This window comes from Gemmiger sp. An120 (assembly GCF_002160955.1).
GTDB lineage: Bacteria > Bacillota > Clostridia > Oscillospirales > Ruminococcaceae > Gemmiger_A > Gemmiger_A avium.
Genome location: NZ_NFLN01000004.1, coordinates 1 through 12226 on the forward strand (window position 1 = coordinate 1; position 12226 = coordinate 12226).

Sequence of the window (12226 nt, forward strand, 5' to 3'; positions counted from 1 at the left end):
ATCCCCGTGTCATTGGTTCGATTCCGATCGGAGGCACCATTTTGCGGCTTTAGCTCATCTGGTAGAGCGCCACCTTGCCAAGGTGGAGGTAGCGAGTTCGAGCCTCGTAAGCCGCTCCATAAAGCACCCGTCGTACATGCGTCGGGTGTTTTTCTTTATCTGTCAGCCGGCAGCCCTGTTCCGTTTTTTCAGGGCGATTAGTAAACGATACCCTTACAGGATCGTTGGCAGCAGGGGGATCCCGCTATGAGTTTTATGCAGTCCTACAAACGGCTGGATGTACTCTGCCGGGATATGAACGGAATCGGAATCAGCGGTTATATTGCCGACATGGAGCAGCTCACCAATGGCAGGCTCTTTGTGGCCGGTTGGGAGGAAGATTACCGGTTGCTAAAGCATTACCGGCATATTCGCAACCGTATCGCCCATGATGTAGATGCTACGGAAGACGCGCTGTGTACAGCAGAGGATGCCGCATGGATCGAAGAGTTTTATGGACATATCCTTAATCAAACCGATCCTCTGGCAGTCTATTGCAAAGCTTCCCTGCAGCAAAAGAGTGTACGCCGTACCGCGGAGAGTTTTTCCTCGGGCATATCCTGCGCTCCCCCTTCTCTTCCCCGCCCAAACTGCAAATTGAACGCGAATCTCCCGCTAATTGTAACATTGCTTGCAGGCGGTGCGGCGGTGTTCATTCTGTTAATCCTGTTGTTTCTTCAATAAAAACGCTGTATGCGGATATGGCGGAATTGGCAGACGCGCTGGTTTTAGGGTCCAGTGTCCATGACGTGCAGGTTCAAGTCCTGTTATCCGCACCAATATCGGCGGGCTTTGCCCCGCGTGAAAAGCCCCGGGCTGCTGGCCGGGGCTTTTCATTTTACATCCTGCCATTTTCAAAATAGCAGCCAAAACAACCTGAAAAAGCGCCGCTTTGGCGTGTGAAATCTTGTGATATACCCCAAAATCCGCTATAATCAGTACAAGCTTTGAACTGTAGGGGGAAACAGCATGGATATCAGATTGCAGGATATCACCAAGCGCTTTGCCGGAAGAGGCCGGCGAAGCCAGGGAGAAACGGTTGCCGTTCGGGAGCTGAGCTTCCAGGTACCAGACGGTTCTTTGGTTGGTTTGCTCGGGCCATCGGGCTGCGGCAAAACCACCACCCTGAACATGATCTGCGGCCTGGAAAAGCCCACCACCGGACGGATCTTTTTTGGTGACGAGGATGTGACCGATCTGCCGCCGGAGCTGCGCGGGGTGGGCATGGTATTTCAGAACTACGCCCTGTATCCGCATCTGACGGTATTGCAGAACATTCTGTTCCCGCTGGAGAACCTGAAAGGGGCGGCACGGCCCTCCCGGCAGGAGATGCGCCGCCGGGCCACCGAGGCCGCCGCCCTGGTACAGATTGAGGAACTGCTGGACCGCAAGCCCCGTGAACTGAGCGGCGGGCAGCAGCAGCGGGTGGCTATCGCCCGGGCACTTGTCAAGATGCCCCGGGTGCTGCTGCTGGACGAGCCGCTGTCCAACCTGGACGCTCGTCTGCGGCTGCAGACCCGGGAAGAAATCTGCAAGATTCAAAAAAAGACCGGTATCACCACCCTGTTTGTGACCCACGACCAGGAGGAAGCCATGAGCATCTCCGACCAGATCGTGGTAATGAAGGAGGGCGTACTCATGCAGGAGGGCAAGCCCCAGCAGGTGTACGACGATCCGGCCAACCTGTTTGTGGCGCGCTTTCTGGGCACGCCGCCCATCAACGTATTCAAAGCCCGGGTACAGGCCGGCCAGCTGTGGCTGGCCAGCCGGCCGGTGCTGGCGGTGCCGGGCGTGGCCGACCGGGAAGTCTGGGCCGGTGTGCGCCCGGAGGGCTTTATTCCGGACGAGGCCGGGCCGGTGGTCTGCACGCCGGAGCGGGCCGAGGTGTTGGGCCGTGATTTGAGCATGGTCTGCTCCCACCCGGATGCACGGGACGGCGCGCTGCGTGCCATTTTGGACCCGGCCTGCGGGCTGCGAGCCGACGCCGAGACCGTGCACTTCGCACTGCGGGCGGACAAGGTGCTGCTGTTTGACACCGAAACCGAGCAGCGTATCCCCGTTGCGGCGGATAAGGGGGCGGCACGATGAACAACGGCTCCAAAAAAGCGTGGCTGTACCTGCTGCCTGCCCTGATCCTGCTGGGCGCGTTCCTGGTATACCCGCTGATCGACGTGCTGATCTACTCCTTTGAAGAGGGGTACAATTTTGCCTCCCAGACCTACTGGGGTATCGGCGGCTACAACTATTCCTATGTGCTGCATGACCCCTATTTTCTGCAGGCACTGAAAAACACCCTGATCCTGGTGGCGATCACGGTGCCGCTTTCCACCGGGCTGGCCCTGCTCATCTCCACCGGGCTCAGTTCCATCCGGCCGCTGCGCCAGCTGTACCAGACCGTCTACTTTCTCCCCTACGTGACCAACACCCTGGCGGTGGGCCTGGTGTTCATGGTTCTGTTTCAGAAAACTGAATACACCGACGGTCTGGTAAACCTGATGCTGCAATGGTTCGGCGGCCCCACCATCGACTTTATCGACGGGCCGTACTGGGCCAAGATGTTTGTGCTTTGCTTTTACACCATCTGGGTGGTCATGCCCTTCAAGATCCTGGTGCTGACCAGCGCGCTGGCCTCGGTAAACCCGGACTACTACAAGGCCGCCCGGGTGGATGGCACCTCCCGCACACGGATCTTCTTCCGCATCACCCTGCCCATGATCTCCCCCATGCTGGTGTATCTGGTGATTACCGGCTTTATCGGCGCGTTCAAGGCCTACAGCGACGCGGTGGCCCTGTTCGGCACCGACCTGAACGCGGCCGGTATGAACACCATTGTGGGCTATGTGTACGACATGCTGTACGGCGACAGCGGCGGCTACCCGTCCTATGCGTCCGCCGCCGCCATCCTGCTGTTCGCCATCGTGCTGACCATCACCTGTATCAACCTGCTGGTCAGCCGCCGGCGGCCGGAAGACTGAGAGGTGCCCCATGAAACATACTTCCGATCTGGCGGCCAACGGCCGGGCCGCCCGGCGGCGCAGCGGTGCTGTGCAGGCCGTTACCTACCTGGGGCTGAGCATCTGGGCTGTGGTGGTGCTGTTCCCCTTTTACTGGATGGTGCTCACCTCCCTGAAAAGCTACGCCGCCTACAACGCCGAATACACCCCCAGCTTTTTCACCCTCTCCCCCACCCTGGAAAACTACGCGGAGGCCTTTACCGCCGTACCCCTGGGCCGGTACCTGCTGAACACCCTGATCTTTTCGGTACTGACCACCGCGGCCATGGTGGTGGTCAGCACGCTGGCCGCCTACGCCTTTGCCCGGCTTTCTTTCCGGGGCAAGGATCTGCTGTTCGGGCTGTTTCTGTCCATGATGATGATCCCCAGCGAGCTGGTGGTGATCACCAACTTTGTGACCATCACCAACCTGGATCTGCGCAACAGCTTCCCTGGCCTGATCCTGCCCTCCATCACCTCGGTATTCTATATCTATCTGCTGAAAGAAAGTTTCGAGCAGGTGCCGAATGAACTGTACAAAGCCGCCAAGGTGGACGGTACTTCCGACCTGAAGTATCTGTGGAAGGTCATGGTGCCCATCTGCCGGCCCACCCTGGTGACGATTACAATCCTGAAACTGATCGAATGCTGGAACTCCTACGTGTGGCCCCGCCTGATCACCGACGACGCAGCCTATTTCCTGGTATCCAACGGCATCCAGGAGATCCGGGAAAACGGCTTTGGCCGGGAAAACATCCCCGCCATGATGGCCGCGGTGGTAGTGATCTCGGTACCGCTGATCCTGCTGTTCCTGGCGTTCCGCAAGAAGATCATGGAGGGTGTTTCCAGAGGAGGGATGAAGGGATGAGAACCGGATTGCGCCGGTTGGCCGCCGGGGTACTGGCGGCGGCCTGCCTGTCCCTTTTGGCCGGCTGCCACGGCCGGCAGGAGCAGACAGCCTTCACCGTGCCGGAAACATTTGACGAAAGCCGCCAGTATGAGATTACCTTCTGGGCCAAGAACGACACCAACAAGCGCCAGACCGACATCTACAAGCAGGCCATCGAAGAGTTTGAGGCCCTGTACCCCAACATTACAGTGACCCTGCGGCTGTACACCAACTACGGGGATATCTACAACGATGTAATCACCAACATCACCACCCAGACCACCCCCAATGTCTGCATCACCTACCCGGACCACATTGCTACCTATCTGACCGGCGACAATGTGGTGGCGCCGCTGGACGAGCTGTTTGCCGACGAAAAATACGGGCTGGGCGGTAGCGAGGTGCGGTTCGACTCCCCCGCGCAGGAGCAGATCGTGCCCCAGTTCCTGGACGAGTGCCGTCTGGACGGCCATTACTATGCCATTCCCTACATGCGTTCCACCGAGGCCTGCTATATCAACAAGACCTATGTGGAGGCGCTGGGCTACACCCTGCCGGAGACCCTGACCTGGGATTTTCTCTGGGAAGTATCCCGGGCGGCAGCCGCCACCGAGGGCGCGGATGGGGTGTACAGCCTGAACGGTCAGCAGGTGCTGATTCCTTTCCTGTACAAATCCACCGACAACATGATGATCCAGATGCTGCAGCAGCTGGGGGCGGGCTATTCCACCTCCACCGGGGTGATTCAGCTGTTCAATGACACCACCACCGATCTGCTGTATCAGATTGCGGACGCCACCGCCGCGGGGGCGTTCTCCACCTTCAAGATCTCCGGATACCCGGCCAACTTTCTGAACGCGGGCCAGTGTGTGTTTGCCATCGACTCCACTGCCGGTTCCACCTGGATGGGCACCGATGCCCCGCTGCTGGACATTCCTGCCGACAAGGTGGTGGAATTTGAGACCGCTGTTATGCCGGTGCCCCAGTTTGATCCGGAGCATCCCCAGATGATTTCCCAGGGGCCCTCGGTCTGCATCTTTAATAAGGAAGATCCGCAGGAGGTGCTGGCCTCCTGGCTGTTTGCCCAGTATCTGCTGACCGATTCGGTACAGATTGCCTATTCCCAGACCGAGGGCTACGTGCCGGTGACCACCAAGGCGCTGGAGAGCCCGGAGTACCAGGACTATCTCAGCCGGGCCGGAGAGGACAACGACACCTATTACCAGGTGAAACTGGAAGCCACCCGGCTGCTGCTGGACCATCTGGACGATACCTTTACCACCCCGGTGTTTAACGGCTCGGCCTCGCTGCGGGACGCGGCCGGCCAGCTGATCGAGACGGTGACCAAATCGGTGCGGCGCGGCCAGACGGTGGACGATGCCTTTATCGAAGCTCTCTATGCGGACACCGTCTCCCTGTACCATCTGGATTCGGTTTCCGCCTCCGGCGGCAAGGTGGATCTGGGGCCGATGCCCGCCATGTCGGTAGGGCTGCTGGCGGCGCTGGCAGCTGCCTGGGTGCTGATCCTGGCCTATCTGGCCCTGCGTCATCACCGCAAAAAAAGCGCTGAACGTTGATTTTTGCGCCGTTTACGGTATAATGTTTAGGTGTTGCAGCCTGCTGCGAATTTCCGGTCCGAGGGGGCCGGGCGCAGCAGACCGATATAAGGAGGAGATACCATGAAAAAGATTCTGGTCTTGCTGACCGTGTTCTGCCTGGCACTTTCCCTGGCAGCCTGCGCGGGCGGTTCCGGCTCCAGCTCCAGCAGCGAAGCGGCGTCCGCTTCCCAGCCTGCCGAGAGCCAGCCGCAGGAGAGCTCCAGCGCCGCCGCTGACGGCGAGGAAGTGGCCGTCATGAGCTACGAGGAGTATATGGCCGCCGAACTGGACAGCCAGGTTACCATCGAAGCCTGCGTGCAGGCCAAGCAGTCCTGGTGGGAGGACAAAGCCACCGTATACGCCCAGGACGAGAACGGCGCTTACTTCCTGTACAACATGGCTTGCTCGGAAGAGGACTACGCCAAGCTGACCGAGGGCACCCGCATCCGCGTGACCGGCTACAAGGCCGAGTGGAGCGGTGAAGTGGAGATCATGGACGGCACCTTCACCTTTGTGGAGGGCGATTCCTACATTGCCGAGCCCATCGACGCCACCAGCCTGCTGGGCACCGAGGAACTGATCGACCATCAGAACCAGTTTGCCCAGTTCAAGGGCCTGACGGTGGAAGCCGCCGGCCAGGATGAAGCCGGCAACGACGTGGCGTTCCTGTACAACTGGGACGGCTCCGGCAGCCAGGGCGATGACCTGTACTTCAACGTTTCCTACAACGGCGAGACCTACACCTTTACCGTGGAGTCCTACCTGTGCGACAGCACCACCGAGGTGTACGCCGCCGTGGAGGCGCTGCAGGTGGGCCAGGTGATCGACGCCGAGGGCTTCCTGTACTGGTACGAGGGTCTGAACCCCCACATCACTTCGGTGACCGTGGTGGGCTGAGAATCCCCGCAGCAAATACGCATACAGCAGGGACAGGCATATAAGCCTGTCCCTGTTTTTTTGCCGGCTTGGTGTGTGCTCAAAATTTTCACTTGACTTTATCAAGCAATCGGCGTATACTGGGGCCAGCAAAACAAGCAGGGAGGGCGTTTTATGTTCCGGCAAACTGTGGCATACAGTACCACCGTTCTATTTCGCGATTTTTCCGAGTATACATCCCGTCAGCTTCAAAAGCTGGGGCTGAACCGGGGAATGCTGTTTCTGGTGATCTATGTGGGCAAACATCCCGGGTGCAGCCAGTCCGAACTTACCGAAGCGCTGGGGCTGGACTGGGGCTACGGCCAGCGCAGCATCCTGAAGCTGGTGGAGGATGGTTTTTTACTGCGGGAGAAGCGCGGCCGCGCCTACCATCTTGACCTGAGCGAAAAGGGCCAGGAGGCCTTTGCCATCGGCCATCAGGTATTTTTTGACTGGGACCAGGAAAACCTCAGCTGCCTGGATGAAACGGAACAAACGCAGCTGCTTGCGCTGCTGGAAAAAATCACACAGAAAGTTGCAGGCAAACGCAGATGTACGAAACCTTAAACAGCCCCGTCAATTACGGCGGGATTACTTTAAAGAACCGGGTGATCTTTGCGCCCACCTCCATGGGATTGGGTGCCGAAGCCTGGCGGGAAGCCCTGCGCCGCATTGCCGCGGGCAGATGCGCCATGATCATTGTGGGCGATGTGCCGGTAACGCGGCACGGCTTTGGCCCCTCGCTGTACACGGCCAAGGGGCGTGCCTTTTACCGCAGCGTGGCTGATGCCGTACACCAGGAAGGCTGCCTGCTGTGCGCCCAGCTGCACCAGACGGATTCCGACTGGAAAGCTATGCTCAAGTACGTTCCCGGAGTTCTCACCAGGCGGATCAGCCCGCAGCAGCTTCGCCCGCTTTTGAACGAACAGGTGGGCCCCTGCATCACCGGTCTGCCGCAAAAGAAGATTCGTGCGATCACCGAAGCATTTGGCGAAGCGGCGGTACTGGCCCGGCAGGCTGGCTTTGACATGGTGCAGGTACACGGGGACCGGATGTGCGGCAGTTTTTCCTCCGCACTGTATAACCACCGCACCGACGAATATGGCGGCAGCCCGGAAAACCGGGCACGGTTTGCGGTGGAAGCGGTACGTTCCATTCGCCGCCGGCTGCCCGACATGCCCATCGACTACAAACTGGCGGTGCGGCAGGAAGATCCTCATTACAGCAACGCCGGGGTCCTGGCACAAGAACTGCCTGTCTTTGTCCCGCTGCTGGAGCAGGCCGGCGTGACCAGTTTTCACGTAACGCTGGCCAACCATGGTTCCCTCAGCGACACGATCCCCCCGGCCAACCACCCGTATTTTGCCGGGCAGGGATGTTTTCTTCCCTTCTGCGACCAGGTGCGGAGATTGACCCGTCTGCCGGTCTGCGGTGTGGGCGGGCTGAACGACCCGGATTTCATTGAGCAGCAGCTGCGCGCCGGGCGCATCGACTGCGCCGCCATGAGCCGCCAGCTGATTGCCGACCCGGACTGGCCCAACAAGGTATTCAGCGGCAAAGCCGGAGAGATTCACCGCTGCGTGCGGTGCAACAAGAAGTGCCTGGGCGGCATGATGGCCCACCAGGGTGTACACTGTATCTACGAAAGGATGGATTGAGTATGGGTTACGCGATCGTTTTCAGCAGCCGCACCGGCAATACCCGCCAGTTGGCCGAGGCCATCCGGGACGCACTGCCGGCGGATGCGTGCGTGTATTTTGGCCAGCCGGGCCCGGATGTGCCGGCAGCCGACCACTATTATGTGGGCTTCTGGACCGACAAGGGCAGCTGCGACGAGGATGTGGCCGCATTTCTGGAAAGCATCGGGGATGCGCCGGTATTTTTGTTCGGCACCGCGGGCTTTGGCGGCGCGGCCGCCTATTTTGACAAGATTCTGGACTCGGTACAGGCGCATGTGCAGGGCCCGGTGACCGGCCGCTTCATGTGCCAGGGCCGGATGCCGGCGGCGGTGCGTGACCGGTATGAGGCCATGCCGGACAGCCCCCGGCGGCAGGCCATGCTGGACAACTTCGACGCCGCACTGGCACACCCGAACGAAGAGGATCTGGCCCGTCTGCGCTGCGCTATTGAGGGCTGAATCGTTTGATAAAGAAACTCCCCGGAGGGGCCGCTGCCGCGGTTCCTACGGGGATTTTTCGTTTTCAGTGCCGTTCCGGCAGAATGCGGCGCAGCCAGAAGCTGCCGGCCAGCAGCACCAGCGGGAACAGAATGGCCGCCAGCAGGCCGGCCTGCAAGACGCCGCCCGCCCGCTCGGACACAAAGCCCACCAGGGTGGGGCCGGAGGAACATCCCAGATCGCCCCCCAGTGCCAGCAGGGCAAACAGCGCGGTGCCGCCGGCAGGCATCCGGCCTGCTGCAATGCTGAACACCCCCGGCCAGAGGATTCCCACCGACAGGCCGCACAGCCCGCACCCCAGCAGTGCCAGCGCGGGATGCGGGGCAAACACGGCCAGCAGATAGGACGCGACGCAGAGTACACAGCTGCCCCGCATAAAGCCCAGCAGGCTGATCCGGTCGCTGAAAGCCGCGTACAGCACACGGGCCAGACCCATCAGCACCGCAAAAAAGCAGGGGCCCGCCAGGTCGCCCAGGGTCTTGCTGATGCCCAGCCCCTTTTCGGCAAAGGCCGAAGCCCACTGGCTCATGGAAAGCTCCGACGCGCCGGCACAGACCATCAGCAGCGCCAGCAGCCAGAAACCGCTGCTTCGCAGCAGTTCCCTCACCGACATGCCGCCGCCCTCCGGGGTCAGGCTGTTGACCGGCACCCGGCTGAACAGCATTGCATTGGCGGCGGGCACCAGCGCCCACAGCAGCGGCAGCATCCGCCAGCTATCGCTGCCCAGCAGGGCCAGAAACGCAGTGGACAGCGCGATCACCAGCACACAGCCCCAGCAGTAAAAGGAATGCAGCAGGCTCATGGCGGCATCTTTTTTCTCGGTGGGGCAGGCCTCCACAATCGGGCTGATCAACACCTCGATCAGCCCGCCGCCCACGGCATACAGGCAGACCGCTGCCAGCAGCCCCACATAAGGATGGGGCAGCAGCTCCGGCAGCACAGCCAGGCCGGCCAGCCCCAGTGCACAGCACACATGGGCGATCACCGCGCAGCGCCGGTATCCCAGCCGGTCCACAAACAGGGTACTGGCCAGATCCACCAGCAGCTGCACACCAAAATTGAAGGTCACCAGCAGGGTGATCTGCCCCAGCGAGATCCCATAGGTGCGCTGCAATGTCAGGAACAGCAGCGGCGCCAGGTTGTTCACGATGGCCTGGCAGACATAGCCCAGATAGCTGGCGTAGAGGGTACGGTTATAGTTCCATCGGGTTTCGGTCATACTAACTCCTCACAGAAAAGCGGCGCCGCAGCAGAGCGGCGCCGCGCGTATTGCACAATCAGTCCGGGCTGAACACCGGCCGGATGGTACCGTCTTCCCGGATGTTGCTCACGTCCAGGGTACCGGTATCGGTGGCGGACAGCCCATCCGGGCTGGTCAGAATCGCCTGGGTAAACTGAATCTTATAGGTCAGATTGTTGGAGGTACCCAGCAGCACCTTGATCCGGCCGTCATAGGTAACGCTTATCTGGCTCAGATCGGTCATGTCCAGCTGTGTAACCGAATCCAGCAGGCCTTCCTCCTCCAGCTGTTTCAGGATCTGCCGCAGCAGCAACAGATCGCCGGAACGGTCTTCCGGCTCGGCCGTGGGGGCGGGAGTGGCTTCTGCCGAAGAGGCGCTGCTGTCCGTCCCGGAAGAGGAATCCGTCTGCTCGGCCGGCTTCTCCGTGGGGTCGGGCAGGTCCAGCTGGAGAAAAGTTCCCGGCACCGGTGTCTGTACGTCCAGCCCCAGAATGCTCAGCAGCCCGGCGGGCTGGGTGTTGGACAGTTCCATGACCTTGAACTGCTCGCTCAGGGTAGCCCACCCGGCGGTGGTCTGCACACAGTAGGTGGCCACGGCCGGCTGCACCCGCACGATTACGGTGGAGGGGATATGCTGGTAGACCTCCACCGTTTCCAGAAGCGGAAACTCCAGCGACAGTTCCTGGGCTTTTTCCTGGGCGTTGAAGCTGTACAGCTGATCCCCCACAGCCACCCCCAGTGCGGCGGTGATGGCCTCCTCCGCATAGGGGCCGGTATCCGCCGGGGTGGAGCGATCCAGATTCTGCACCGTGATGGTCTCAATTTTGAACAGCACCGTAAAAGAGAGCACCACGCCGGTGATGATCAGCGCGCAGATCAGCAGGCCGGCCAGGATCCGCCGGTTGCGGCGGCGGCGGCGCATTTCCCCTTTGGTAATCCGGCGGCGAACCGCCCGGGCGCGGGAATTGCGGCTTTTTTTACCCCGAGGGGGCCGCTGTGCAGGCGCAGGGGCGCGGGCCGGCATTTCGCCCAGATTCAGTTCAATCTGCTGCATACCGCCGTTTCGCCCCGCGCGGCGGGGTGGCGGTACCGGCGCGTTGTTCTGGTCGAACAGAGGGGCCTGCCGCACAGGACGCGGCGCAGGCCGGCGGACGTTTTTCTTTTTTCGTTTTGCCATCCGGCCTCTCCCCTCCTTTTTTACAAAGCCGCCATCCCCGGAGGGCACGGCGGCGCAGGCAATTTACTTTCCTTCGTCCACCAGACGCAGCAGGCGGGCGGTGATCTTGTTCAGGCTTTCCGGCTCGGCCATGGCGCGGGCCATCTTGCCCATAACGCCCAGCTTGCCCGGTTCGGCCAGCAGGCCTTCCACTGCCTGGATCAGGCCCTCGCCGGTCAGATCCTTTTCCTCGATCACCAGGGCAGCCCCGGCTTTCTGCAGTTCCAGCGCGTTGTAGTACTGATGATTTTCCGCCACATTGGGGCTGGGAATCAGGATCGCAGCCCGCCCGGCAGCCTGCAGTTCCGCCAGGGTCAGCGCCCCGGCCCGGCTGATGACCAGATCGGCGGCGGCCAGCAGCTGGGGCATATTGCGGATGTACTCACTGACCACCAGGTCCTGGCCGGGTGCAAAGCCCTTTTCCTCGCCCAGGCGGTGGAACAGCTCCACGCCCCGGCTGCCGGTGGCATGCAGATGCAGGATGGTATGCGGCCGACTCTTTTGCTCCCAGGCAACCAGATCGGCCACCACTTCATTGATGCGGCGGGCCCCCAGGCTGCCGCCAAAGCTCAGGATCACGGTTTTGTCCCCGGCAGCCAGGCGGGCCCGTGCCTCCGCGCGGTCCTGGGCAAAGATCTCCGGCCGTACCGGGTTGCCCACCACCAGGGTCTTGTCCGGCGCGCCCAGCTTTTCCACCGCGGCAGGTACCGCGGCAAACACCACGTCCACGTCCCGGGCCAGCAGCTTGTTGGTCACGCCGGGAAAGGCATTCTGCTCATGGATGGCGGTATGGATGCCCATTTTGGCGGCGCAGCGCACCACCGGGCCGCTTACATAACCGCCGCAGCCGATCACCAGATCGGGCTGCACCTCCCGCAGGATGGCTTTGGCCCGCGGCCCGGACAGGGCCAGGTGCCACACGGCCTGCAGGTTGCGCACTACGTTTTTAGGGGTCAGGCGGCGCTGGATGCCGTTGACCTCGATATGATGAAAGGTATACCCCGCCTCGGTTACAAGGCCGAATTCCATGCCCTCCCGCCGGCCGGCAAAATGGATCTCGGTATCCGGCCGGGCGGCACGCAATGCACCGGCGATGGCCAGAGCCGGGTTGATATGACCGGCTGTTCCGCCGGCCGCAATGAGTACTCGCATGGGGTGCG

12 protein-coding genes and 2 tRNA genes are annotated in these 12226 nt (G+C 61.2%); 11 read left to right on the plus strand and 3 right to left on the minus strand.

The genetic code is table 11. From position 1 onward, the window contains the following. Positions 1–43 precede the first annotated feature (43 nt). From B5E65_RS04720 to bilS, 11 genes are all read left to right on the plus strand, one after another. Positions 44–119, plus strand: a tRNA-Gly gene (locus tag B5E65_RS04720). A gap of 127 nt (positions 120–246) precedes the next feature. After that, positions 247–723 carry a DUF6548 family protein gene (locus B5E65_RS04725; protein ID WP_087170624.1) on the plus strand — a complete coding sequence of 159 codons (477 nt, stop codon included), beginning with the start codon at positions 247–249 and terminating at the stop codon, positions 721–723. Positions 724–734: 11 nt separating this feature from the next. Continuing rightward, a tRNA-Leu gene (locus B5E65_RS04730) sits at positions 735–818 on the plus strand. A 190-nt stretch (positions 819–1008) separates the two neighbouring features. Next, positions 1009–2127 (plus strand): ABC transporter ATP-binding protein, encoded by a 1119-nt coding sequence (locus B5E65_RS04735; RefSeq protein ID WP_087170625.1) that lies wholly within the window; start codon positions 1009–1011, stop codon positions 2125–2127. Further along, entirely contained in the window at positions 2124–3014 is an 891-nt protein-coding gene (locus B5E65_RS04740) for a carbohydrate ABC transporter permease (protein ID WP_087170626.1), read from the plus strand. Before B5E65_RS04735 ends, B5E65_RS04740 begins: the two co-directional genes overlap by 4 nt. 10 nt (positions 3015–3024) lie before the next feature. Further along, positions 3025–3900 carry a carbohydrate ABC transporter permease gene (locus B5E65_RS04745; protein WP_087170627.1) on the plus strand — a complete coding sequence of 292 codons (876 nt, stop codon included), beginning with the start codon at positions 3025–3027 and terminating at the stop codon, positions 3898–3900. Continuing rightward, the gene (locus tag B5E65_RS04750) at positions 3897–5498 is read left to right on the plus strand and encodes an ABC transporter substrate-binding protein (protein WP_087170628.1); all 1602 of its coding nucleotides are present in this window, start codon (positions 3897–3899) and stop codon (positions 5496–5498) included. The genes B5E65_RS04745 and B5E65_RS04750 overlap by 4 nt, the downstream gene beginning before the upstream one ends. Before the next feature lie 102 nt (positions 5499–5600). Beyond that, entirely contained in the window at positions 5601–6416 is an 816-nt protein-coding gene (locus B5E65_RS04755) for a hypothetical protein (RefSeq protein ID WP_087170629.1), read from the plus strand. 153 nt (positions 6417–6569) lie between these two features. Next, positions 6570–7001: a bilirubin utilization transcriptional regulator BilQ gene (bilQ, locus tag B5E65_RS04760; protein WP_087170630.1), complete on the plus strand. Its 432-nt coding sequence runs from the start codon at positions 6570–6572 to the stop codon at positions 6999–7001. Further along, on the plus strand, positions 6986–8092 hold the full coding sequence (gene bilR / locus B5E65_RS04765; protein ID WP_087170631.1) for a bilirubin reductase: 1107 nt from the start codon (positions 6986–6988) through the stop codon (positions 8090–8092). The genes bilQ and bilR overlap by 16 nt, the downstream gene beginning before the upstream one ends. A 2-nt stretch (positions 8093–8094) precedes the next feature. After that, positions 8095–8571, plus strand: a complete 477-nt coding sequence (gene bilS, locus B5E65_RS04770; RefSeq protein ID WP_087170632.1) for a flavodoxin family protein BilS — start codon at positions 8095–8097, stop codon at positions 8569–8571. A gap of 64 nt (positions 8572–8635) precedes the next feature. Here the strand turns inward: bilS and B5E65_RS04775 are convergent, their stop codons facing one another. The 3 genes from B5E65_RS04775 to murG form a co-directional block, all read right to left on the minus strand. Beyond that, positions 8636–9829, minus strand: a complete 1194-nt coding sequence (locus B5E65_RS04775; protein ID WP_087170633.1) for an MFS transporter — start codon at positions 9827–9829, stop codon at positions 8636–8638. A gap of 58 nt (positions 9830–9887) precedes the next feature. Then, positions 9888–11027, minus strand: a complete 1140-nt coding sequence (locus B5E65_RS04780) for a cell division protein FtsQ/DivIB (RefSeq protein ID WP_087170634.1) — start codon at positions 11025–11027, stop codon at positions 9888–9890. A gap of 63 nt (positions 11028–11090) precedes the next feature. Continuing rightward, entirely contained in the window at positions 11091–12218 is a 1128-nt protein-coding gene (gene murG, locus B5E65_RS04785; RefSeq protein ID WP_087170635.1) for an undecaprenyldiphospho-muramoylpentapeptide beta-N-acetylglucosaminyltransferase, read from the minus strand. Positions 12219–12226 lie beyond the last annotated feature (8 nt).